The sequence below is a fragment of the Pseudoalteromonas sp. S1610 genome (assembly GCF_005887465.1).
Lineage (GTDB): Bacteria > Pseudomonadota > Gammaproteobacteria > Enterobacterales > Alteromonadaceae > Pseudoalteromonas > Pseudoalteromonas undina.
This window is the reverse complement of the sequence record NZ_PNDI01000006.1, coordinates 36,616-60,917: the sequence shown is the minus strand read 5'-3', so window position 1 is coordinate 60,917 and position 24,302 is coordinate 36,616. Positions and strand designations below refer to the sequence as shown.

General features: G+C 38.2%; 21 protein-coding genes. 12 read left to right on the top strand and 9 right to left on the bottom strand.

Annotated elements, in window-relative coordinates:
• Window positions 1-256 precede the first annotated feature (256 nt).
• Window positions 257-3,463, bottom strand: coding sequence for a TonB-dependent receptor (locus tag CWB77_RS03690; RefSeq protein ID WP_138621433.1), 3,207 nt, complete (start codon window positions 3,461-3,463; stop codon window positions 257-259).
• Between the two features lie 43 nt (window positions 3,464-3,506).
• The gene (locus CWB77_RS03685) at window positions 3,507-4,361 is read right to left on the bottom strand and encodes a S1/P1 nuclease (RefSeq protein ID WP_055011953.1); all 855 of its coding nucleotides are present in this window, start codon (window positions 4,359-4,361) and stop codon (window positions 3,507-3,509) included.
• Between the two features lie 236 nt (window positions 4,362-4,597).
• Between CWB77_RS03685 and CWB77_RS03680 the strand changes: the two genes are divergently transcribed.
• Window positions 4,598-5,467 carry a type 2 periplasmic-binding domain-containing protein gene (locus tag CWB77_RS03680; protein ID WP_041709394.1) on the top strand — a complete coding sequence of 290 codons (870 nt, stop codon included), beginning with the start codon at window positions 4,598-4,600 and terminating at the stop codon, window positions 5,465-5,467.
• Window positions 5,467-6,411, top strand: coding sequence for a Rossmann-fold NAD(P)-binding domain-containing protein (locus CWB77_RS03675; RefSeq protein ID WP_138621431.1), 945 nt, complete (start codon window positions 5,467-5,469; stop codon window positions 6,409-6,411). Before CWB77_RS03680 ends, CWB77_RS03675 begins: the two co-directional genes overlap by 1 nt.
• Before the next feature lie 129 nt (window positions 6,412-6,540).
• Here CWB77_RS03675 and ushA read toward each other — a convergent pair whose 3' ends face one another.
• On the bottom strand, window positions 6,541-8,160 hold the full coding sequence (gene ushA, locus CWB77_RS03670; RefSeq protein WP_138621429.1) for a bifunctional UDP-sugar hydrolase/5'-nucleotidase UshA: 1,620 nt from the start codon (window positions 8,158-8,160) through the stop codon (window positions 6,541-6,543).
• An 80-nt stretch (window positions 8,161-8,240) separates the two neighbouring features.
• The gene (locus tag CWB77_RS03665; protein WP_010389030.1) at window positions 8,241-8,432 is read right to left on the bottom strand and encodes a hypothetical protein; all 192 of its coding nucleotides are present in this window, start codon (window positions 8,430-8,432) and stop codon (window positions 8,241-8,243) included.
• A 294-nt stretch (window positions 8,433-8,726) separates the two neighbouring features.
• Here CWB77_RS03665 and CWB77_RS03660 point away from each other — a divergent pair, with 294 nt between their 5' ends.
• Window positions 8,727-9,470: a peptidylprolyl isomerase gene (locus CWB77_RS03660; protein ID WP_138621427.1), complete on the top strand. Its 744-nt coding sequence runs from the start codon at window positions 8,727-8,729 to the stop codon at window positions 9,468-9,470.
• A 46-nt stretch (window positions 9,471-9,516) separates the two neighbouring features.
• On the opposite strand, the gene CWB77_RS03655 is transcribed toward CWB77_RS03660, so the two are convergent.
• Window positions 9,517-9,936: an MAPEG family protein gene (locus CWB77_RS03655; RefSeq protein ID WP_138621425.1), complete on the bottom strand. Its 420-nt coding sequence runs from the start codon at window positions 9,934-9,936 to the stop codon at window positions 9,517-9,519.
• A 164-nt stretch (window positions 9,937-10,100) separates the two neighbouring features.
• Here CWB77_RS03655 and CWB77_RS03650 point away from each other — a divergent pair, with 164 nt between their 5' ends.
• Window positions 10,101-12,983: an insulinase family protein gene (locus CWB77_RS03650; RefSeq protein ID WP_138621423.1), complete on the top strand. Its 2,883-nt coding sequence runs from the start codon at window positions 10,101-10,103 to the stop codon at window positions 12,981-12,983.
• 98 nt (window positions 12,984-13,081) lie between these two features.
• Complete coding sequence (locus CWB77_RS03645) at window positions 13,082-13,585, top strand: GNAT family N-acetyltransferase (protein ID WP_075170363.1); 504 nt, start codon at window positions 13,082-13,084, stop codon at window positions 13,583-13,585.
• Here the strand turns inward: CWB77_RS03645 and CWB77_RS03640 are convergent.
• The 3 genes from CWB77_RS03640 to CWB77_RS03630 are packed head-to-tail and all read right to left on the bottom strand — an operon-like array spanning window position 13,572 to window position 17,070.
• The gene (locus CWB77_RS03640; RefSeq protein WP_138621421.1) at window positions 13,572-14,189 is read right to left on the bottom strand and encodes a PqiC family protein; all 618 of its coding nucleotides are present in this window, start codon (window positions 14,187-14,189) and stop codon (window positions 13,572-13,574) included. The two genes, CWB77_RS03645 and CWB77_RS03640, sit on opposite strands and share 14 nt — an antisense overlap.
• Window positions 14,189-15,844: an intermembrane transport protein PqiB gene (gene pqiB / locus CWB77_RS03635; RefSeq protein WP_109875241.1), complete on the bottom strand. Its 1,656-nt coding sequence runs from the start codon at window positions 15,842-15,844 to the stop codon at window positions 14,189-14,191. The genes CWB77_RS03640 and pqiB overlap by 1 nt, the downstream gene beginning before the upstream one ends.
• Window positions 15,841-17,070 (bottom strand): paraquat-inducible protein A, encoded by a 1,230-nt coding sequence (locus tag CWB77_RS03630; protein WP_138621418.1) that lies wholly within the window; start codon window positions 17,068-17,070, stop codon window positions 15,841-15,843. The genes pqiB and CWB77_RS03630 overlap by 4 nt, the downstream gene beginning before the upstream one ends.
• A gap of 140 nt (window positions 17,071-17,210) precedes the next feature.
• Here CWB77_RS03630 and CWB77_RS03625 point away from each other — a divergent pair, with 140 nt between their 5' ends.
• On the top strand, window positions 17,211-17,870 hold the full coding sequence (locus CWB77_RS03625; RefSeq protein WP_249931421.1) for a transporter substrate-binding domain-containing protein: 660 nt from the start codon (window positions 17,211-17,213) through the stop codon (window positions 17,868-17,870).
• A gap of 113 nt (window positions 17,871-17,983) precedes the next feature.
• Here the strand turns inward: CWB77_RS03625 and CWB77_RS03620 are convergent, their stop codons facing one another.
• Entirely contained in the window at window positions 17,984-18,793 is an 810-nt protein-coding gene (locus CWB77_RS03620) for an acyl-CoA thioesterase (RefSeq protein ID WP_138621416.1), read from the bottom strand.
• A 239-nt stretch (window positions 18,794-19,032) separates the two neighbouring features.
• On the opposite strand from CWB77_RS03620, the gene dnaK reads away from it, so the two are divergent.
• The 6 genes from dnaK (at window position 19,033) to CWB77_RS03590 (ending at window position 24,199) form a co-directional block, all read left to right on the top strand.
• A complete protein-coding gene (dnaK, locus tag CWB77_RS03615; RefSeq protein WP_138621414.1) occupies window positions 19,033-20,952 on the top strand; it encodes a molecular chaperone DnaK in 1,920 nt (639 codons plus the stop codon).
• Between the two features lie 215 nt (window positions 20,953-21,167).
• On the top strand, window positions 21,168-22,307 hold the full coding sequence (gene dnaJ / locus CWB77_RS03610) for a molecular chaperone DnaJ (protein ID WP_138608032.1): 1,140 nt from the start codon (window positions 21,168-21,170) through the stop codon (window positions 22,305-22,307).
• 101 nt (window positions 22,308-22,408) lie between these two features.
• On the top strand, window positions 22,409-22,870 hold the full coding sequence (gene ybaK, locus CWB77_RS03605) for a Cys-tRNA(Pro) deacylase (protein WP_076919711.1): 462 nt from the start codon (window positions 22,409-22,411) through the stop codon (window positions 22,868-22,870).
• A gap of 152 nt (window positions 22,871-23,022) precedes the next feature.
• Window positions 23,023-23,391: a response regulator gene (locus tag CWB77_RS03600; RefSeq protein WP_138621412.1), complete on the top strand. Its 369-nt coding sequence runs from the start codon at window positions 23,023-23,025 to the stop codon at window positions 23,389-23,391.
• A gap of 131 nt (window positions 23,392-23,522) precedes the next feature.
• On the top strand, window positions 23,523-23,774 hold the full coding sequence (locus CWB77_RS03595; RefSeq protein WP_055011962.1) for a hypothetical protein: 252 nt from the start codon (window positions 23,523-23,525) through the stop codon (window positions 23,772-23,774).
• A gap of 161 nt (window positions 23,775-23,935) precedes the next feature.
• Window positions 23,936-24,199: a CBU_0592 family membrane protein gene (locus tag CWB77_RS03590; RefSeq protein ID WP_010389010.1), complete on the top strand. Its 264-nt coding sequence runs from the start codon at window positions 23,936-23,938 to the stop codon at window positions 24,197-24,199.
• The last annotated feature ends 103 nt before the right edge of the window (window positions 24,200-24,302 follow it).

Here is a 24,302-nt window from a genome sequence, read left to right as displayed (position 1 = left end):
AATACACTTAATCAAAAATATTTACATAGTGTACCTTATTTGTTTGTTAAAAATAAAATTCAACTGTAATTTTTTTATTATAAAACACTTTATTTTTGAAATTTAGCATTTTATCTATGTTTCAATATTTTACCGTGCAGATAGTAAGTAGTTTTTATGACAAACAGATGAAAAATTATTTTTTCCATAAAAAAAGCCATTACATGCATGTAATGGCTTTTTTAATTTTATGAGCTTTTGATGTGCAAGTTATAGGTTAAAACTTATAGCTAACACCGATTTTAGCTTGCCAAGCTGATGAGCTAGTTTGATATTGGCTATAGTTACGAACATCAGCGCCATTAAATCTGCTATCAATTATATAACGACCTTGATCGTCTAAGCCGCCAAAGTCGTAAACTGCTTGGTCAGAGAAACCTAAGCGCTTTTCTACGCCCCAGTCACTGTTTAATAAGTTGGCAAAGTTATCAATCATAAAGTAAACCTCACCGCTATGACCTTTTGCAAAACCTGGGATCTCTTGTTTAACGCTAATATCCATAGTGGTAACCCATGGTTGCGTGCCTGAGTTACGGCCTAAGATTTGACCTCGCTCAGAAATACCCGCTCTATTAAGTAGTGTCTCAAGTTCACTCCATGATAGCCCTGATTCATCCCAGTTTACGTTTGCATCATCTGCACCAGTTGGAATATACGCTAAATAAGCTGAGCTTGAATAAAAGTCACGCGTATCACCTAAGTCACTATCTTGATACATACCCATAGTATAGCTAAATGGACGACCAGAGCGACGTTCAAAATACACATTAAATCTTGTGGCATAGCCACTGAAGAACTCAGTGTTATACGCTAAATTAACTTTAAAGCTATGCTCTACTTCATATGCACCACGGGCAGCAAAGTCTTCATTTCGGCTCTTAGTGATATTGTACTGATAGTTGCTTTGTGCACGTGATGAAGAACCTGAAGACGCTTCTGTTACATCTTGATGTGCATAGCTTGCTGAAATATAAAGGCCATTTTCCCACTCTTTAGCAAGTGCTGTTGAAATAATAACAGAACGACCATCATCAGTTGAGTTAGTCATTGCGATATCAAAGTTATCAGCTAAGTCACCGCTGTAAATACTTTCATAGATAATACGTTCGCCGTCTGCCGCTACACCTACAGGTTTAATGGCGGTGTTATGCCACACAGCTTCGTTTTCTTTTTTGTGATAAGCAATTTCTGCTTGCCATTTAAAGCCTTCACCTAATAACTCAGAATCAAAGTCGTACTCAAAACCAAGTTGTGCACGGATGCTTGACGGTAGTTCAAAATTTGGGTCAACATAGTTTGTGCTACCTGCACCTTGAACTAAAGAGCCTTTTATGGCATCTGGTACTTGAGTGATATCAGCTTGATTATTAGCATAATAATCGTTAATAGCACTTTGAGGTGCATCTACAAAAGTAATGCCATCGTTTTGGAATGAGTTATTGTACCAAACGTTAGGGATACCACCTTGGAAACGACCTACACCACCGTTAACTGTTAATGCTTCTGTAGCGAAATACTTAAAGCCAATACGCGGTAGAATAATATCTAACCCATCGAGGTTTTCTTGATTGCTAAAGCCATAGGTGTTTAAAAAGTTTTCGTTGAGTGTTGGTTTATCATCAGAAGATAAACGCTCATAACGAACACCTGCTGTTACTTCTAAATCATCACCAACATAAAAAGTATCTTCAATGTAAAGTGCTAATTGATTACGGGTTGCGTCGTAAGCGGTGTCATTAGGGTTATTTGTAAAGGCATTGCTGTAGCTAAAATCGTACTTTCCTTTGTAGTTACCTACTTCACGATTTTCGAAACCATTAAAGTTATCAAATTCCCATGAACCGAGTGAGTTAGCTGCAAAAAGGTTGTATAAGTTTAACGACTCATATTGCATACCAAAGTTAATTTCATGCTCGTCCATTAAATAAGTGGCATCAAGAGAAAGTGTTAAATTTTCTGTTGCTGAGCTATTTGCATGGCGAAACTCATCGGTACCAAAGTTATAAGAAGGTCCGCGGAAGTATTCTTCAACTTTAACGCTACCAATATCAGAATTTGTTAAACTTCTCGATGATACATCTTTGTATGCAATACCGATTTCAGTTGAAAAGTCTTCGTTCCAATCTGAATATAGCTTAGTAGCAAAGTTATTAAACTTGGTTGCGTAGGTATAACGACTTGATGCAAACTGAACTGATGTGCCACCAGTACCAAAGTTTGTTTCATCTTTGTCATCTTGCCACTGATAGGTAAAATCTAAGCGATGATCATCAGCAATGTTCCAGCTTAATTTTACAAGTAATGTTTCGTTGGTGTCTTTAGGGTCGCCTCCAAGAGAGTCTGTTAAGCCGTATTCGTTATTTAGAATATTAAGGAAACGGTTATAGCTTTCTTCACTCACATCGTATTCGTTGGTTGCGCCTGAACCTTCAAAACCATAATCTAAATCTAGTTCGCTTGACCATTTATTGTAGTTAACAAAGTAAAATAAGGTATCGTCTATAAGTGGGCCGCCAACATTAAAACCGTAGCGTTTTTCAGTTTGGTTAGGTTCTACTTGTTCAACAATGTATGTGCGGTGACCATCGTCATCTAAAACAGGGCGGTTATCAGCAAACACTTGAGATATGCTGTCTACATCGCCAGCAATATCTGGTGTTGATGTTTCGTAAAAACCAGAAAACTTAAGTTCGTTAGTACCTGACTTAGTTACCGCGTTAATAGTACCACCACCAAAGTTGCCTTTAGAGGCTGAAAATGGAGAAACATCAACAGAGATCTGCTCAATCGCATCAAGGGCTACAGGGGGCTGCGAAGTAGGGTAGCCGCCGTAACTTAAACCAAAGTCGTCATTTTGGCCAATACCATCTACAGTTAAACCATTTGTACGTGGGTTGCTACCGGCAAAGGTTAGCTCGCCGCTACCATTAATACTAGCAAGTGGGTTTAAACGTGCGATGTCTTTAATGTCACGATTAAAGCTAGGCATGTTGTTGATGGTATCTTCACCAAACGTGCTGCTAGAACCACCCGATTGTTGGACAATTTTATAACCAGACACTTCAATTTTTTCAATATTGAGTGGTGCTAATTGCGACGTTAATCGGTAAGTTTCGCCAAGGTTTAAAAAGATGTTTTCAACGGTGGTATCGTTAAACGTATCAGAGTCGATGATCACTGTATATGGTCCACCAACACGTAAACCATTGGCTATAAAAGTACCACTTTCATTGGTGGTTAGCTCACTGATTGTGCCGGTAGGCTGATGAACGACCTTAATTTTAACGTTTGCAGCGCTCGCACCTGAAGGTGTGGTTATTTTACCACGCATTGCAGACGAGGTGTCAGCAGCCATAGCGCTTGTTGAAACTCCTAGAGCAAGAATTACTGCTCCAGTTAATTTCGAAAGGCGAAGCTTAGTCATAATGTTGATTTCCCATTTAGATGATTTAAGTTAGAAACTGAATTTATTTTTTGATTTGCTGTGTTAAAGCCATTTTTGATTTCTTGTTAGTAGGATCAAATAATGTATTTAACAATCCAGCTAAGCGAATACCAGCTTGTTGTAAGCGGGTTTTCACAATAGGGGTGTTAGTGAAAATATAGTCGTAGCTAATATTCTCATCTGTTGATTTGTATATTTGTAAAGCAAGGTTGTGTGACTCTTCAAGCCAACTTGTTGGCGTACTGTGTAAATACTCGCTAATTAGTTCGCTGTTGTTGGTATTTATAAATTGAGCATATTCAGTAAAAGATAAATTTTCATTTTCTACTAGCTTAGTATCCCACAAGCTATGAAGATTGGTTTGTTGGTTGAAGAAAGAAACCTTAATGCGATTACCGCCTCTATCTTCAGCCCTACCTGCATGAAATGGTTGATGGCTGTCGCCGACTAAGTGCACTAAAAAACGTAAACTAAACTGCTTGGCTGCAAGGCTTGCTTTGTCATCCTTCAATACTTTAATTGAATAGTGAATGCCTTCTAATATGTTTGTTACTGATTCTTTATGTTCAGTGTGTTCGTGGTTAAAGCTGAATTTTGCATCGTCATCTGCGTTAATATAGTGCCAGCGTGATGATTTTTTTTGCCAAAAATCACCTGGTGCAGAGCGCATTTCATCTGGCCATGTTGAAACCTGTGCTAAAGATTCACCATTAAGATAAGGAATAAGTGCAGCTTTAGTGTTTTCGCTTATGTGCGACTCTGCAATTTTCCCAACGACGCGGTGGCCATTTTGCCCCCAAGCATTACAGTCTGTGCTTGCAAATATTGCACTAATTAATAGTGTTAATGAAAGCGAATATTTTACATTTATCTGCATCGAGGCATCCTAGTAAGTGTGATATCTAATTTGTAAAAGCTTATAAGGTCAATTGTCCTCATTTTTCATCATGATAGAAAGGACTCAATAAAATTCATACTTTCCTATTTAATGCTCTTTAAAATCAACACCTTGAGTTTTATGGGTAAAATTACCTATTGTAATAAGTAAATAAAATTGTTCAAATGAGTTATTACTCTATTTTAAATCGGTGTTTTTTGAATATTAAAAAGTTAATGTTGCATAAAACGGCAATTGTTACATTTATGTTTATAGCACTGTTGTTTAGTTGGTTTGCAGGTCACTTAGTTGTGGGTGAAAAAGAAATAGTCTTTCCTGTGATGATAAAAACATCAACGACATGTCAAACAACGACAACAGCTAATCAAAATCAGCTTATAGTATTTACCCCCTCAAAGTATGTTGCTCAATTGCTCACTCAAAACCTGTGTGACGATAAAGTCGTGGCAAAGCAATATGGGTCTGTGATTGGTTATTGGGGCTACAGAACAGTGGATAGCTTAGAGTTTGTAGGAAAAGGTATTGCGGATTTAATTTTAGCTAAAAATAATATTATGGAAGCGTTTAGAGCTGAGACTACTTACAATTATCAACCCGTGGTGGGCTTTTCAGATTACACCGCGTTCTTTATATCTTCAAAAGAAAAGCCACTGATCACTAAACAGTATTTTTTAGACAAAAGAATAGGCCTGCTAGATTATCCAACTAGCCGCTCTGGGCATATTTTACCAAAACAAACATTTAAGCAATTAGGGCTTAATATTGCTCAGCTAAAAATAACCTATGCCAGCTCACATAATGAATTGAGGGAATTATTGGCGAACGGGCAAGTTGATCTTATTGCCTCCTTTTGGAGAGAAAATGATAGTAAGCGCTTCTCAAAAAATTATATTACCCCTATAAGCAGTAATGTTGCAGGTACCCGTTGGTACTTAAAAATGCAGCATAACAATACCGATTTACTATGTGCTGTGCAGTCTCACTTACTAAGTATGTCTAAAGAACAATCGTTTCGATACTATCAAGATGTTGAGCCATATTGGCAATGTAATAATTACCCCGTTACCTTTATAGGGGAGTCGTAATGAGAAAGCTTGTATCGTCATTAGGTGTTTTTATATTATTCATCGTTTTTTCTGTCGTGTTTTATATTTCAACAACACATAAACAGCAACAGGTAAACAAGTTACAAATAACCCAAATAGAAAAACAAATCGCTTTAGACTTACCTTTGCTCGATTTATCAAATGAGCTGCTTAAGCACTCGGGTAATAAAGCGGCTTTACAGCATTATATTCAAACAGTAAATGCTCAGATTCAAGGTACGGGTATACAGGTGATTTCGATAGTGCCAAAGCACGAGTTTAACTTATCCTTGAAAGCCGATGAGTTTATTCGAAAACTAAATAGTAATAATAGCGTGGTGTTTATTGTTTTATCTTTAAAGCAAGCATATTTTTCGCCTGATGTAGTGACTATTTATATACTACTTTTTGGTATTAGTGTATTACTTATGTTCATGATGAAGCAGAGTATTACTTATCAAAAAAATAAAAAACTAGGTATTGAGCAAGACTCAATTGCCCCAGAATCAAAGTCATTAACACTCGTGATTGATTTAAAAAGTAAAACATTATCCAATAGTTATTATCCTGAGCAACAAGTAGCCTTAGCAAATAAGCCACTATGTTTTTATTTAGCACTTGTTGAATTTTGTACTAATAATCCAGAGGTTAAACTTAACCATAATAAAAATGTGCCCGAGGAGTTGCTAGAACTTGCAAATAAGTACTTTTATCGGTTAGTTGAACTCGGGCATACTATTAGAAAACGGCCAAACTTTAATAACAGTTTAGAAAAAACCTTAAGCGAAATACGTGCGGCGCTAGATGATGTATTAAATGATTGCCCAGAGCAGAAGGAGTTGTATTATCCGCCAAAGGCATTTGGAGAGGGCTCTCGTTCACGGATGCACAGCTATGGCTTAGTAAATGTTAGCCAAGGCAATATAGAAATAATAGGAAAGTAATTTAGTTTTATCGTTTAGGGTGAGTGATTTGTGGGCTGAAATGTTTGATTAACTAACTTTGCTCTCACATAAAGTTTAATGAAGAGTGTCATTAGCATTTTAATGACACTCTTCGCTGTTCACATTAGATTATTTAGGTGCAAATTCACTAGCATCAACGGGGCTATGTTCAGCAAAAAATCGCTTTAAAGCTTGCGAGTCAGTTTCATCAGTACTTACAAAACCTGCAATTTGTGTGATTTTTGGATAACTATCGCCACCTGAAGCGTTATATTCATTAATACTCATGCGGTATGTTTTGCTTATATCAAGCGGTTTTCCAGCAATGAACACGTTAGTTACCTGCTCACCTTTCAATTCAAATGCTAAGTTATGATATTGCATGTAAGCCCCAGAGTCGGGTGGAAAACGTGTCACAACGTTTAAATAGGTTAAAATATCACTGCCTTTGAAGTCGATATAGGCGACACGATTTTTGAAAGGTTGTACTTTAAGTATATCTTTATAGCTCACGTCACCTGCATTAATGCTATCGCGAACACCGCCACCACTAATAATACCAAAATCCGCACCCACGGTGTTCATTTGTGCTTGGATGATGACGCGCGCAAGGTTTGTTTGTTCAAAGCGTACTTTGTTGCGATCTCCCTCAAGTCTGTCATTGACGAAGCCAATTTTACCTTCAATTTGCTTTGCTCCTTTTTGTTGGTACGCCGCTAAAAAGGTTTGCAGTTCTGGATCTGGTTTAATGTAATTTGCTGAAAGTACGGATTTTACGCTCCCGTCTTTTTGCTTTTTATCTACGTATAAATTAACGGGTAATAATTGATAACTGAGCAGTGATAATTGGCCACTTTCCAATTTAAACTCCGCTTTTCCCACATACTTGCCCCATTCATGGGCTTGCATTATCCATGTTCCATTTTGCTGATCTGGTTTACAGGCTAAACCCGGTTTAAAGTGCTCATCAGTAACATTTTCAGCAGCCATACACACTGGCTCTTGGGAATGGCCACCAATAATCATATCAAGGGCGTTTTTATCTAAAGAACGAGCAAGTGTGACATCACCAGGGGCATTGATCCCATAATTAGCATCTACATAATGGCCCATATGCGTTACCGCAATGGTAATGTCAGGGTTATATTTTGTTTTTAATGTTTGTGTAAGTGAGGCGGTTATTTCAACCGGATCTTTAAAATCTAAGTGACCAATGTATTGCGGGTTACCAATTTTAGCAGTGTCTGTGGTTGTTAAACCAATAACGGCAATGGTTAAGCCGCCTTTATTAAATATTTTATAGCGCTCAAAAATAGTTTCGTTAGTTTGTTTATCGAAAATATTGGCAGATAAAAGAGGGAAGTTAGCCCATTGCTGTTGTTGTTTTAATACACTTAATGGATTATCAAACTCGTGGTTACCTAATGCCATTGCGTCATAGCCAATTTTCGACATGCCTTTAAAATCGGGCTCAGCAAATTGCAGGTCTGATTCAGGGATGCCGGTATTAATATCGCCACCTGATAATAATAACACCTGATGTCCTTGTGCCTTTGCATCTGCTCTTAGCTGGTCAATTAAGGTTTTACGCGCAGCCATACCATATTCGCCTTTTTCGTTATGCCAAAAGCGACCATGGTTATCATTGGTATGAAGAACTGTTAAATATTGTGCTGCAGGTTTATTGACAGAGTCGCTGGCACAGCCAGATAAACCAAGGAAAGCAACAAGAAAAATAAGTGTACGCATAAAATACCTATCGATGAATAAAAGCTCAATCTAGTAGGTGGCTAGTTTAAACTAGTTCGAGATTAAAAAAACGCACTTCTTTATGTTTTTTCAGCCAGTGAGGCTTCACGCTGTTGTTCTACAACTCTGTTTCTTCGTGCTAGTTCATCTCGTGCATATTGAGATTTTTGATGATTAACATCAATCATCCACTTCAAAAAGCTAACGGGCAATTGGGTGTAAGGTTCACCTTGGTGTAGTCCAAAGTCACAAATAGTCGTGTTGTTAGTCATTATATTTACTCCTATCACTTTGTGAGTTGATAATAACAAAAAAAAAGTGATTGATAAGGGGCTTTTTAAGTACCTTGCTAGGTTTAAAATTCATTAGAAAGAGTAACCGTGATGCACACTAGGGCACTCAGGCAATTAACTCCCCATAACATGTTTAAAATTAAAATGTAAACAGTTGTAACTATGGTGTAATCTATTTGCTGTGAATTGTAGCGTTAAGTACTTATGTATCGATTTATAAAATGAATAACACTACTCTATGACGCCTAATGACAATAAAAAATAGGAAAAATAATGAAGAAGCTTATCTTAGCGTCAATTTTAACTGCAGCAAGTTTTTCAAGCGTAGCAACCGTAGTCGAAATGCAGACGAGCCAAGGAACGATAGAAATTAACTTGTTTGATCAACAAACACCTAAAACAGTAGAAAACTTCCTAAGTTATGTTGATGATGCCGCCTACAATCAAACGGTTATACATCGCTCTGTTGATAAGTTTGTTATTCAAGGAGGGGGTTTTACTTTTTCTGATGAAATGGATCCAATTACAACTAAGCCTGCGGTAATAAACGAACCTGTTTATTCAAACGTTAAAGGGACAATTGCTATGGCAAAGCAGGGCGGTAATGAAAACAGCGCTACTAGCCAATGGTTTTTTAACATGAGTGATAATAGCCAAAACTTAGATTTGCAAAATGGTGGATTTACAGTATTCGGACAAGTCACTGCGCAAAGCCAAGAAACCTTAGATAAAATTGCTGCCTTAGTTCATTGTTCTCAGGTGCCATTAGTTGGTGTTACTAAAGAGCAATGTTCAGATGAAAACTTAATCATTAGTAATGAAAACTTGGTATCAATTCAAAGTGTGGTTGTGCTTGATGATGATCCTAATTCAGCACAAAACTTAACACCAAAAGAGAATACATTAATTGATAACGTTGAAGTTACACCACCAAAAACGTCAGACTCTAGTGGCAGTATGGCATGGTTATTAGGTGCACTATTGCTAGTAGCACCTCGCTTAAAACGTGCTAAGTAAACTTTAATAAATAACGGCGAATTACTAAATTCGCCGTTATTTTTGTTTAGTTATAAAGTATGCCCAACACTAGCAAAGTCCACATTACAAATACAGATAAGCAGCCTAGTAAAAACACTCTAAAACGGACTCTTAAATGATTACTACCAAGGTGAATGAGGCTATGAATAATGCGTGTCGCTACAAATATACACGCCAATACTGCGATAGGGACACTTGCCATATTAAGCTGTAAAGCAAGTAAACATCCCGCATAAAAAAGCACAGGTATTTCAAATTGATTACTAAAATTACGATCCGCTACTCTCACATGATCGCCTGCATTATCGAGGCGCATAGCAGCAAAGTCGCTTAACTGTATTTGTTTATTTTTAGCCGCTGCAAAACGACGTTTTCCCATAATCACCATAACAACTAATGAAAGTGTTACCTGCACAAACATGGCCATTATTATTATCTTTTCCATAACTTACCTTATTATTTTCTTTGAGTATTCGATTGTTATTCACAATGTGTTACATAATTAAGTGCTAATTAGTAGCATAGTATTAATTGATAGTGGTAGTTTATAGCTGATTTAGTCTTTTTAAAACGCTAATACCTTATTCTACGATAACGGATAAAACTAAAATGAAACACATCATCGGCTTAAGTGCAATTGCACTAGCAATATTAAGCGGTTGTTCAAATACCGCCACTCTTTCTCAATCACCAAAAACCTCACTTTTATCACCAACGCTCGTTGTAAGCCCTAACGATAATCGTGAATATAAAACACTAAAGCTTGCTAACGATATTGAAGTGATTTTAGTCTCTGATCCAAGCGCAGAAAAATCAGCGGCTTCACTTAGTGTAGGTGTAGGTCTGTTACACGACCCAATGAGCCAACAAGGCATGGCGCATTACCTAGAACATATGTTGTTTTTAGGTACTGAGCGATACCCAGACACTAAAGGGTACTCCGATTTTATGACTAAAAACGGCGGCGCGCATAATGCTTACACTTGGCTCGATATTACTAACTACATGTTTAAAATTAATAACGATGCGTTTGATGAAGGCTTAGACCGCTTTTCAGACTTTTTTAAAGCCCCTAAGCTTTACCCAGAATACACAGAAAAAGAAAAAAATGCAGTAAATGCTGAATGGTCAATGCGTCGTGAAATGGACTTTTTCGGCCAATTTAAACTTGCACGTAAAATGATGGGTGAACATCCGGCTAACCGATTCTTAATTGGTAACCTTGAAACCCTAGGCGATAAAGCTGATAGTTCATTACACAAAGAAACGGTTGACTTTTATAATAAATATTACTCATCAAATATTATGAAAGTGGCGCTGATTTCGAACTTACCAATTTCAGAAATGCAGAAAAAAGCACAAAAATACTTTGCTGACATTGAAAATAAAAATATTGAAAAGCCAAGTGTTACTGCTAGCTTAGATTTTGATAATGCTGGTGGTAAACGTGTTTTTTACTCACCAAATGAAGACGTAAAACAATTACAACTCGATTTCACAATTACTAATAACCAAAATGAATTTGCAGTAAAACCTAATCGCTTTGTTGCCTATTTACTTAGTAATGAAATGCCAGGTAGTCCAGCGCAAATATTACGTGATAAAGGGTGGGTATCTCAGTTATCAGCCTCTGCCTCTCCAAATCAATATGGCAACTACGGTTCTTTGAACGTGAATATAGAGCTGACTGATGAGGGTATGAAAAACCGCGAATCAATTGTCGCGACAATCATGCAATACATTGACTTGATTAAGCGTGAGGGCGTTAATAGTAAGTACTTTAATGAAATTCGCACTTCTTTAAATAATCAGTTCAAATTTTTAGAAAAGGGCGATGAGTTTAACTATGTCAGTGCGTTGACTCAAAGCATGCAAGATTACCCGTTAAATCATGCGATAAACGCACCGTACTACTATGCTCAATTTGATGCTGATGCGGTGAACAATGTACTTAAGCAACTTAATGCCGATACACTTCGCATCTGGTATATTTCTCAACAGGAAGATACAGATTCTGAGCTGCATTTTTACGATGGCAAATATAAAATTAACGATATTAGCGATGCAGAAATTGCCAGCTGGGAAAAACCAAGTGATTTTAATTTAGCATTGCCAAGTGTTAACAATTTACTACCAGAGAGTTTTGCTATTAAAACGCAAGCTTTTAAAGAGCAGAAGCACCCTGAGCTTAGCTATGATAAAAACGGCGTGAAAATTTGGCGCCAAGCAAGTCAGCAGTTTGCAGAGCAACCTAAAGGTTTAGTTGAGGTGTATATCAACACGCAAACAGGTTTGCATGATATTAACTCAACCGTACTTTATTCTGTTTGGGCTGATCTGTATAACACTCAATTAAGTCAGTTACGAACTGAAGCTGCCATTGCTGGCATGAACGTTAATTTAAGCTCAAGTAATGGATTGGTGCTATCGTTAAGTGGTTTTACCGATAAACAAGATATTTTACTTAAACAAGCGTTAGCTGGGTTTGATGCTGAAATTTCAGCACAAGCGTTTAATCAAGCGATTGACCGTTATCAGCGAGATTTACTGAATCAACAAAAACAGTTCCCTTATGCACAAGCATTTGGTGAGTATTCAAAGCTGACTCGTACTGGCAGTTTCGATACAGAAGCGCTAATTAAGGCTGCAAAAACACTAACGCTTGCTGATTTACACGCTTTAAAGCAAAGCACCTTAGCGAATAATAACTTACGTGTATTTAGCTTCGGTAACTACAACCAAAAAGACATTGATGCTATTGCTGCTGAGTTAGCGGCTATCTTACCAAGCAAACATACTCAAACGGAGTTTGCACGCAGTAAAGCGTGGTTACCGCAACCGGGTGAAGCGCGTGTATTACACAAAGATATTGATGTCGCCGATGTAGCTGTGGTCGATATGACCATTCACCCAACTCCTGGTTACAAACAAAAAGCACAGGCAGCTGTATTGCAAGGTCACTTTAGAACAATCGCGTTTGATAAAATGCGTACTGAAGAGCAACTTGCTTATGCAGTAGGCGCATTAGCGCGTCCTATTGAAGATTACTCAGGTATTGGTTTATTTATTCAAACACCAGTGAAAGGGCCGAAAGACATTCAAGTGCGCTTTGACAAGTTTAAAAAAGAGTACGCTTCTGAGCTTAATGCCATGACTGAGGAAACATTTGCACAGCTTAAAAATGCAACTTTGGTTTCGTTAAAAGAACAGCCAAAGAATTTAAGCGACGAAATGAGTCCATTGATTAACGATTGGTATCGTGAAAACTTTGATTTTGATTCAAGACAAAAATTAATTGCAGAGGTGGAAAAAGTCACGCTTGCTGATATTAAAGATTACTACCAGCAAACAATGTTAAACCCAAAAGCAGCACGTTTAAATGTGCAGCTACGCGGTACTAAGTTTAGTGATAGCGAGTTTGCTGATTTGCCAAATCAAACTAAAGTGACGAGTTTAGATGCTTACTACAGCGATATAAAATTGCAAAAGTAAGTTTGAAATTATACTCTAAAACCAAAAAACCCAGTCATTGTTGACTGGGTTTTGTTTTAATGTCGTTAAATTATAGTATTGAACTCTAAGGAGTTATTTTGAATATTGCTTTTAAAACTGAACGTTTACTTATACGCTTCGCACAAATAGCAGATGCGGCGGAGTTACTTAAGTTAGTTAATCAGGCCAACTTTATTAAATACATTGGTGATAAAGGTATTTACACTTTAGACGACGCTAAAAAATACATCAAAGACAGTTTTATATCTGCCCACAAAGAACACGGTTTTGGGCCTTATATAATCACACTTCATGATGAAACGGTTATTGGTATTGTTGGTTTTTATCAGCGAGCGACTATGCAACATCCCGATTTAGGGTTTGCGTTAAAAGACGGCTTTGAAAAAAAGGGATATATTTTTGAAGCAGCTACAATACTTTTAAATAACAGGCATAAATTAGGTATAAAAGATGTATGCGCAATTACTTCAACGGCTAATTTAGGGTCTCAAAATGTACTATATAAACTAGGTTTTACTGAGGTGGGTAAGGCAGTCACCAATGCTGATAAAACCACCATCAAAGTGTTTATTTATGATTGAGTCTTGTTTTTTCAATTTCTTTTGCCGCAAGAATGTTGATTTGTTGCCACATTTTTTCAAGAGTCGCCACCAATGAATCATAGCCATCATCGTCGATTGGCATAACAGATGAAAAATTATGGATGCTTAGTAAACGTCTACCTGATTCTGGGTGAGTGTAGTATAAACGCCATAGCCCTGAAATATCTGCATTACCTTGCAGATCACCGTTAAAGTGGTGTAGTTCGTATTCTAATTCGTAAAATGTTTGTTGCTCTTGGTCGGTAATGACCGGTAATCCTTTAATAACCATCCAGTTGGTCATGGTATTAAATAATGTTTGCTGCGCGCTGGCACTCAGCATAACATCTGGTGATTCCCCCCATAGATGATAATTAGCAGCATGAATTTGATTACTATCTACTTTCATCGCAATACCCCGATTATTCAATGCCCCTCTTAAGGTAACTGTTTGCACTCTGAGTTGTGCCTGTGTATCTTGCACATTACGAGAAGAGTCATTAATGGGTTGCTCAAACTGGTAATATTGAGTTGCAGTTTGAATAGCCGAACTACAACCACTGATAAAGAGCACACTTGTTAAAAGTAAAAATAGTGCTTTCATTATTGTTTCCTCGGTTGCGGGTCACTAGGCAGTGACTTATCAAAAATGAGCATGTTAGGCTGTTCGTTTAAACCACGTGTAAGTGGTTGGAATTCTTCAGATAAACGTTTAATTTGTAGCAGTGTTTGTTCAAGCTGGTGGTGCATTTGAGATCCTGCTTGGTAGCTTGCCATTGTTTTATCGAATTGACGCATGGTTATTTCAAACTGTTCCATGCTTTTGGTTATTTTTTCGAGATTACGATTAAAGTCACCGGGTAAATTTTGGGTATCAGGTTTACTTAATAATATACGCATCTCGCTGGCCAATGCCTGATACTCGCTAAAGGTTGTTTGCATTTTTGCCAAGCTGTCTTCAATTTTTAAATTATTTACCTTATTCAGTACATCAGACACTTGGTCAGCAAGCACGGTTATACCGCTCGATACACTAGGAAATACATCATATTGAGCAAGCTTTTTAAGTTCGCTTTTAGGGGTGTCGGTATAAAAGTCAAAATCAACATAAACTGCACCGGTTAACAAATTCCCTGGCTTTAATGATGCCCTCATACCATTTTTTATCCACTCGATTATGCTTGATTTCCAATACTCTTTAGCTAAGGCGTTGTTGTGGTATAAACGTCCATATTCCACTTTGATCAATACAGGGACAGCGGTGTTTTTAGCACGAAAGTGAGCGGGTTTGCCATCTATTATTACGTTCGCGGGAGCTTCAACTACAGTACCTATGCGTGTACCGCGATATTCTACTGGCGCACCTACACGTAACCCACGAATGGATTGTTCAAATTCGATAAGGTAATAATCAAAGTCATAAAAGCGTTCTTCTAGAGCTTGTTTGTAACTTTGACTTAAAGAAAAGCTATGACCGTCTTTTGCCAAATCGCCGGGAGCTTGCTGGTCAGGTAAACCAACAGAAATACCACCTTTTAATAACTTGCTCAGTGAACCGGTGTTAATATTTATGCCATCAGCAGAAAGATCTATTTCTATTCCTGAGTTAACCCAAAAAATAGAGTTTAAGGTGATCAAGTTCTCGTAGGGAGCTTTAATAAAAATACCGTATTGCATTGCTTGGTTTTTCCAATCAAAGGTGGCGGTTTCTATTTGGCCTATTTTATAGTTTTTAAAAAATATGCCAGTACTCACATCGAGTACTTCTGCATTGTAACTGAGCAACTTAAAGCGTCCACCTTGTACATCTTTGCCTATTAATGCAGGCTCTTCTTGAAGTTTAAACTGCTTCTTTAATTGTTTGCTCTCGCCTGGTGAAAACTCTAAATAAACCCCTGAAAGTAAAGTACTCATACCAGTAATGCCGGTTTCATCTATGCGAGGTTTTACAACCCAAATGCTGGCATCTTCGGTAAGTAAATTATCGTAATTTTTATCTATTTGTGCCCGAGCTATTACGCTGTCTTGGCTGTCGGAAAGGCGTATATGATCTATTTGACCTATTTTTACACTACGCACTTTAATTTCTGTTTTACCAGCAATAATGCCCTCGGCTTGCGGCATAGTGATGTAGATTGTTTGCCCTTTATTTAATTGATACTGATAAAGCATCCAAATACCAACAAATAAGGCAACCGCTGGAATAATCCAAATCGCAGAAATCCGTGTTTTTTGTGCTACGTTGGCTGTTTTAGTCATGCTTTATTCTCTGCGTTTTTATTTTTAGGTGAATCCCACAGTAAACGAGGGTCAAATGCGTGTGCTGCCATCATTTGGCATAATACCATAACAGTAAAAAAGACGATGCCTAAACCCGGTATAACCGACATTAAGTTTCCTAACTGCACAAGGGCGACTAATATAGCCACAACAAATACATCAATCATAGACCACTTTCCTATAAATTCAGTTAGTTGGTACACTTTTGTGTAACCTTTTGTATAAAGGTTGGCGGGCTTTGTAACCATAATGCACAAAAAGCTTAAAATAAGCGCCTTGGCTAATGGCACCACTACACTTGCAAAAAATATAATCAGCGCAATAGGGTATGAGCCACTATTCCATAAGGTAATTACACCGGAAATAAGGGTTGCAGGAGTTTCATCCCCTAGGCTAATAGTGTACATAATGGGCAGTAAATTTGCTGGGATATAACAAATAAGTGAAGTAACTAACCATGCCGCTGCCTTTTGTACGCTGTAGGGGTTTCTTAAATATGTTTTACTATGACAACGAGGGCAGGTGGATTCGATACTTAGTTGGTGGCAAACATGACAGGCTTTTATATTGTCATCTATCGCACGCTCTATGCCAGCACTACCTTCAAGTCGAGTTGCAGGGCTTACCTGAGACCATAACCGGGCACGATTTAACCGTGTTAACGCACTAACATATAAAACTACAAATCCCACATAGGCAAAAAAGCTAGTGCCAAAACTAACATCAGCTAATGACATTATTTTAACCATACTAACCAAAACACCAATCAAAAATATTTCTGACATGATCCAAGGTTCAAGTGCCAAGGTAAATTTTAATAGTCTTCTTGCAATTGCTTGCGGTAGTGTTTTAAGTGCTCCTAAGTGCAATGGGATTAAAATAATGAGCAAGCTCATAGGTAAAATAATAATGCTGATATCAATAAATAGGCCAAGTAGGTCACTATCATAATTAAATAAAATACGAGCAGCGTCAGGTAGGGTAATCGTTTGGGTAATACCGTTGCTACTAAAAGAAATAAATGGATAAAACATACTGCTGAGCAACATCAGCAGTGCGCTGAGGCTCAGGGCGACTATTTCGATGTCATTATTAACATTAATACCGCGAATCTTATGGTTGCAGCGAGGGCACAGTGCGACTTGCTTTGCATTAATGACGGGAATATCAATGATAAGATCACAGCTTGGGCAGGCAGTTTGCAAAATGTTAGCTTATAGTTAATTCAATAATTTAAATATTGCTATAATTAATAGCTAAATACAAACACTGCGGCTAAATTACTAACAATATAATAAGAAAAGTAACCCCAACAACTGAAAATAAAAACGGATTAGGTGATAGTGTGAAAGTGGTATTTTTATTAGCCTTAGTGTGCTTATGTGGCGATAGCTTGGCATTTGTTAAAGGCATTAATCAGCAGCGAGTTACTATTGCTGCTAACCCTACAGTTGCACCTTATGTAATAAGTGAAAATGATTCAGGTATTCAGCTCGAGATTGTAAAAGCAGCACTTAGTAACCAAAATATAAATAAGGTTGATGTGCAATATATGTCAAATCAGCGTGCCGATGCTTTATTGAACCGAGGGCATGTCGATATTGCATTAAATTATTCGGGTATTTTAATTACTGGCATATATCGAAGCCAATCTGTTGTAAGTTATGAGAATGTAGTGGTGAGTCTTAAAAAGAGTAACTTCAATATTAATACGATTTACGATTTGGCCACTAAAAGCGTTTTAGCATTTCAAAACGCACCCGCTTATTTACCAAAAGAGTTTGGCCACAACTTAGAGAACTTGAGAGGGTACGAAGAAGTACTTAATCAACAAGCGCAGATTCACCATTTAATGGCAGGCTGGGTTGATACGATTATTCTCGATAGACGCATATTCCTTTACTACTTAAAGGAATATCAAAAACCAATGCCACAAAAGATTTTGTTATCCATGCTATTTTTCCATCTGCGGCAAGGCCTGCGTACTTTAATAATGATTTGCTGAGACAGCAGTTTGACAAAGGCTTAGCCAACATAATTCAAAGCGGTGAATATCGCACCATAATGCTTAATTTAGATAAACAATATACTCAGCGCGACTTCACTCGTTTTTAGTTGTTAATCAAATAACGCCACGGTTTGGCGAGTTAAGGCTATAAGCTCTCCTGATTGCGACCAAATACAGCCATCTTCAAGACCATACCCATCTTTTGAATGATGAGTGACTGCTTCAAACCCCAGCCATTCACCTGGCGCTAAGTTAGGCGCTTGTACAAACTCTAAATACCACGACATGCTACTTGCCGGTGCTGGTTGTTTAAACATTTGCAGCAATGTTGGCGGCCATGCGTCAGTAAGGGCAATAACATGGGCTTCAGTAATTTCTTCTGGCGCATGTTTAAAACGCATCCAACCACCTAAATGAGAGGTCTCAGCACTGCTAAACGGCATGGCTCCTTGTTGAGGGCACAAATCAACATGTTGAAAAAACTCTGGCATTTGCCCAGGCACAAACCCTAAGCAGTGACGTTCGTTCACAGGGTGTAAGCTTAGCGACTTTGATACCGGTACATTAATTGATGAATTACGATTTTTAGCAAAACAGGCCTGCACAATTACGCATACTGAATCATCCTGAATTGCTTTGGCGAGCACTTGGGTGCTGCTTTTCCCTTCACGTAATATTTCTACCGACAAAGAAAATGGCTTTTCAGCCAACAAAGGGCCTACAAAGTTTGTGCTTAAAGAAAGCAGTCGTCTTGTTGAATCAACTTTATTGCGCATTGCTTGATAAAGAAGCGCCGCAGAGAGTCCGCCAAAAGCCGTTCTACCTTGGCACCAATTAGCAGGGAACTGCATAGTATTGGTTTCTGGGCCTGTTTTCTGACTTACTTGAGAGGCGAGTTGTAATAATTGTTCAAAGTGCACAAATAATGTCCTTTTGATGTTATTTACTAAATTTATATCACACACAAACTCATCAGACCAGATAATAAAGGTCCTCTTAAATAACAAAAAATGAGCAATCCTTACTCTTTTTAGGGTTATTTAGTAAATAAATTAAAAAAAATGAATTTTTTTTCATTTTTACAGTTGAATTAAGTTTGTAGCATCCCTATTAACTAGTCATCGAACGTATTAACGAATTTAGAAGTTGGAGAAGATTCATGGGTAGAATTATTGGAATCGATTTAGGTACTACTAACTCTTGTGTTGCAGTACTTGATGGTGACAAAGCACGTGTTATTGAAAATGCGGAAGGCGATCGCACAACCCCGTCTATTATTGCTTACACGCAAGACGGTGAGACTTTAGTAGGTCAACCTGCAAAACGTCAAGCGGTAACTAACCCAACAAACACATTGTTCGCAATTAAGCGTTTAATTGGTCGTCGTTTTGAAGACGAAGAAGTACAACGTGATATCGGCATCATGCCTTTCAAAATTATCAAAGCTGATAATGGCGACGCATGGGTTGAAGCGGGCGGCGAAAAACGCGCTGCACCACAAATCTCTGCTGAAGTACTGAAAAAAATGAAGAAAACAGCTGAAGACTTCTTAGGTGAAGAAGTAACTGAAGCGGTAATCACAGTACCAGCATACTTTAACGATTCACAACGCCAAGCAACCAAAGATGCTGGCCGTATCGCGGGTCTTGAAGTAAAACGTATTATTAATGAGCCAACGGCTGCAGCGCTTGCATACGGTATGGATAAAAACCGTGGCGAAAACGTAGTAGCGGTATATGACTTAGGTGGTGGTACTTTCGATTTATCAATCATTGAAATTGATGAAGTTGAAGGCGAGCACACATTTGAAGTTCTAGCGACTAACGGTGACACTCACTTAGGTGGTGAAGATTTCGATAACCGTGTTATCAACTACCTAGTAGCTGAATTTAAGAAAGATCAAGGTATTGATTTACAAACTGACCCACTTGCTATGCAACGTGTTAAAGAAGCAGCAGAGAAAGCAAAAATTGAGCTTTCATCAGCACAATCTACAGAAGTTAACCTTCCGTATGTAACCGCTGATGCGTCAGGTCCTAAGCACATGAACGTTAAACTAACACGTGCTAAGCTTGAGTCACTAGTTGAAGATTTAGTAACTAAGTCAATTGAACCGCTTAAACGCGCACTTGCTGATGCAGACCTATCTGTGAACGATATCAACGATATCATTCTTGTGGGTGGTCAAACTCGTATGCCACTTGTTCAAAAAACAGTAGCGGAATTCTTCGGTAAAGAGCCACGTAAAGACGTTAACCCTGATGAAGCAGTTGCAGTAGGTGCAGCGATTCAAGGTGGTGTACTTGCTGGCGACGTGAAAGACGTACTATTACTAGACGTATCACCATTATCTCTAGGTATTGAGACGATGGGTTCAGTAATGACGGCACTGATTGAGAAAAACACCACGATTCCTACTAAGAAATCGCAAACATTCTCAACAGCAGAAGATAACCAGTCTGCGGTAACCATTCATGTGCTACAAGGTGAGCGTAAACGTTCAAGCGACAATAAATCTCTAGGTCAATTTAACCTAGAAGGTATTCGCCCAGCACAACGTGGTACACCACAAATCGAAGTAACATTCGATGTGGATGCGGATGGTATCTTACATGTATCTGCTAAAGATAAAGACACAGGTAAAGAGCAAAAAATCACCATTCAAGCGTCTTCAGGTTTAAGTGATGAAGAAGTTGAAAAAATGGTTCGCGATGCAGAAGCACATGCTGAAGACGATAAAAAGTTTGAAGAGTTAGTGGCTGCACGTAACCAAGCTGACGCACTTGTTCACGGTACACGTAAACAAATTGAAGAAGCGGGTGATGCACTACCAAGCGAAGACAAAGAAGCAATTGAAGCGGCTGTTGTTGACCTTGAAGGAGCAATTAAGAGCGACGACAAAGCAGAAATTGAAGCTAAAACACAAGCACTTGCTGAAAAGTCTCAAAAACTAATGGAAATTGCCCAAGCTAAAGCACAACAAGCAGGTGGTGATGCCGGTGCAGAGCAACAACAGTCTGCTAAGCAAGACGACGATGTTGTTGATGCAGAGTTCGAAGAAGTTAAAGACGACAAGTAATTGTTACTAACGCTTCTCGCTAACCGAAAACACCATGACTACATTGCGTGTTTAAGTTAGGATGAACACCTGAGGCGCGTAGGCTAAAGCTTAACGCGCCTTTTGCATGTAAGAGATGTAAGTAAAGTGCTTTAAAAATTCAATGATAAATCGATATGATTTATCGGTTTGTCCAGCAGCTAGCGCTGCATATAGAAAAGAGTAGTGTGATAGATATGTCAAAACGCGATTATTACGAAGTCCTCGGCGTAAGCAAAGATGCGAGTGAGCGAGACATAAAAAAAGCGTATAAACGCTTAGCGATGAAATATCATCCAGATCGTACCGCCGGTGATAAAGACCTTGAAACCAAGTTTAAGGAAGTAAAGGAAGCCTACGAAATATTAACGGACGATCAAAAACGTCAAATGTATGACCAATACGGCCATGCAGCCTTCGAACAAGGTGGTGGCGGTGGTCACGGTGGCTTTGGCGGCGGCCAAGGTGACTTTGGTGATATTTTTGGTGACGTATTTGGTGATATTTTTGGTGGCGGCGGTGGCCGACGCCAATCTCGCCAGCAACGTGGTTCCGATTTACGTTACAACATGGACTTAAGCTTAGAAGAAGCGGTTCGTGGTAAAGACGTTGAAATTAAAGTACCGACTTGGGTTAGTTGTGACCCGTGTGACGGCAGCGGCGCCAAAGCAGGTTCTAAGCCAAAAACATGTACAACCTGTCACGGTGCAGGCCAAGTACAAATGCGCCAAGGCTTTTTTGCCGTACAACAAACATGTCCAACATGTCATGGACAAGGTCAAATTATTTCAGATCCTTGTAACAAATGTCATGGCCAAGGCCGTGTAGAGAAAACCAAAACACTATCGGTAAAAATTCCAGCAGGTGTTGATACAGGTGACCGTATTCGTTTATCTGGCGAAGGTGAAGCTGGTATGCACGGCGCACCAGCAGGTGATTTGTATGTTCAAGTGTCGGTTCGTGAACATAAGATATTTGTTCGTGAAGCGAACAACTTATACTGTGAAGTGCCTATTAGCTTTACTACAGCAGGCCTTGGCGGTGAAATTGAAGTGCCAACATTAGATGGCCGTGCGAAACTTAAAATACCTTCAGAAACACAAACGGGCAAAATGTTCCGTATGCGTGGTAAAGGTGTTAAGTCTGTACGTAGTGGTGCTCAAGGTGACTTAATTTGTAAAGTGGTGATTGAGACACCTGTGAATCTTAACGAGCGTCAACGCGAGCTGCTTACTGAACTTGAAGAAAGCATGGGCAAAGATAGCTCAAAAAATCGTCCAAAAGAGCAAGGCTTTTTTGATGGCGTTAAAAAGTTTTTTGATGACCTGACTAAGTAATTATTAGGGTTAACAGAACTTAGGTAAAACGGCGCTTTTTTAAGCGCCGTTTTTTTGTTTAATATGGTAAGTTATCAGAAATTTATTAAGGACAATATCAGATGACCCCTGCAATAGAACAGCTAAAAAAATCCCGAATTAAATTTGATATACTCAGCTATGAGCACGATGTAAACAATACTAATTACGGCCTTGAAGCAGTTGAAAAGCTAAATCTTAATAGCGCTCAAGTATTTAAAACATTGGTGTTAGAAACCTCAGAACAACAACTAATTGTTGCTGTGACGCCAGTTACTCAGCAGGTTAATTTAAAGCAATTGGCTAAGCTCTGCGCAGTAAAAAAAGTAATGCTGGCAGAGCCGCAAAAAGTACAGGCAAGTACAGGATATATTTTGGGAGGCGTTAGTCCTCTTGGACAAAAAAAGCGCTTAAAGACCTACATACACTCAAGCGCATTAGACTTTGATACTATTTATGTGAGCGCAGGTAAGCGAGGACTTGAAATTACACTCAGCCCAGCATGCTTAGCTGAGCTTATTCAAGCTTCGTTTGGTAATTTCTAATGCTGACTTAATTATCAAACTTGCGTCGTGTAAATAAAACTGATTATTTGCTTCAACAAATATAGTTAACTAATGTAAATACTACCTATAGCAGTTTTTGTTAATTCATTTTAATGAAGATTTGTTTGTACCTACTTTGGTTAATCATTCGTATGAGAATATTAGTTGTTGATGACATGCCATTAATGCGTCATGTGCTCATTAATATGTTGAGGCAGTTAGATTATAAAGACATTGTTGAAGCAACCGATGGTCTGCAAGCGTTAACTATACTTAAAAATCAACTTATAGATTTGGTTATAACAGATCTACATATGCCAAAAATGGATGGCCTTACCCTACTTGATGCTATTAGAAAGGATACTGAGCATGCTCAGCTCCCCGTACTTATGGTGACTTGTGAAGACAGCTCTGAGACTGTAAAAAAGATAATTAATGCAAAGGTATCAGGGTTTATTATAAAGCCCCTTAGTATGAATGTGCTGTCAGCTCAATTAACACGTTTAGCTAATAAAGTTTAATCGCACAATATTTTTAATCTAATTACTTAATAAACATAACTCTGATTATTAATTCCTACGCCCATCAATTTCTTTTCTATCATGTGATAGCATATGCTATTAACTAATCAAAAAGTAATGATTGAGGAAGTATGGCTAAGCCCAATAAAAAAGGGCCTACAAAAACGGTCGATATATTTTGTTCTGCGTGTAAGGCACCGTTATTCAAATACCGTAAAGGGGGTAAAGGTGCTTTAGTTAAATGCTTTATAGAAAGAATAACCCAAGATCACACCCATACTGAATGCGTATGTCCAGGCTGTGAGCGGCCTTTTGCTCGCCCAACGACTATAAGAGGGACTGCAGCTTATAAAATGATAGGTGGTAAAGTCACTTTTAAATAAAGTAGCTATTTAACCCAAACTATCAAGAGGCGGACATAAGCCCTTGTTTGCTTTTTTTCCACTGGTAAACTTCGCTGGTTTTGCTGTTTCAATGATTGAAAAAAACCCTCCCCATGGATTGGGCCAGTCAGTTGGGTTTTAAAATGGAAAAGGATAGACGTGTGATTGCACTTTTATTTGATATTGTTGGTATGAGTGGCACTTTTTTAGTGGTTGGTTCGTTTTTTTTACTGCAACTAAATAAAGTATCGCCAAAAAGTTTGACGTATAACTTAATGAATTTAAGTGGCGCTATTTTGTTACTTATTAGTCTTTGCTATAACTTTAACTTAGCGAGTTTTGTAATTGAAATATTCTGGATCGCAGCCTCATTAATTGGTTTGTATAAGTACTTCAAAGACAAGCCAGCGCTTGCAAAAGCGTAGATTAAGCTAAAACAGCATCCCCTTGCAGGGAATTAAACCGTGAAATATTTTTAGTTTCACGGTTTTTTAGTTTTAATACACTTGTTAACAAAAAGTTTCTTCT